General features: G+C 69.2%; 1 protein-coding gene. It reads right to left on the bottom strand.

The annotated features are described in order from the left end of the window. Positions 1-545: acyltransferase domain-containing protein (locus tag ACSIH6_RS39430; protein ID WP_435114010.1), on the bottom strand; the 545-nt coding region annotated here is incomplete at both ends.

Below are 545 nucleotides of genomic sequence, written 5' to 3'. Positions count from 1 at the left end.
ACTGTGCGAGGCGTAGTCCACCGGCACCCGCCGCGCCCGCACCCCCCGCCCCTCACACACAGCGAGGAACTCCTCCACCGCACCGGCCTCACCCGAGACCACCGTGGCAGAGGGACCGTTGACCGCGGCGACACCGAGCCGACCGGACCAGGGCCCGATCAGCCCTTCGGCCTCTTCCACGGACAACGGGACCGAGACCATACCGCCGTGCCCAGCAAGGTCCTCGCCAATGATCCGGCTGCGCAAAGCCACCACCCGCGCGGCGTCCTCCAACGACAACGCCCCACACACATACGCGGCCGCGATCTCCCCCTGCGAATGCCCCACCACCGCATCCGGGACAACGCCCTGGGCCTCCCACAACCGTGCCAGAGACACCATCACCGCGAACAGAGCGGGCTGCACCACATCCACCCGCTCCAACGACGGAGCATCCTCCTCCTGCCGCAACACCGCAAGCAGGTCCCAACCCGTGAACGGCTCCAACGCCCGAGCGCACGCGTCCATCCGCTCCCGGAACACCGCAGAGGACTCGTACAGGTCCA

It is taken from the genome of Nocardiopsis synnemataformans (assembly GCF_965343085.1).
GTDB classification, from domain to species: Bacteria; Actinomycetota; Actinomycetes; order Streptosporangiales; family Streptosporangiaceae; genus Nocardiopsis; species Nocardiopsis alborubida.
Note: the sequence above shows the minus strand (reverse complement) of the source record. Positions and strands in the feature narration are given on the sequence as shown.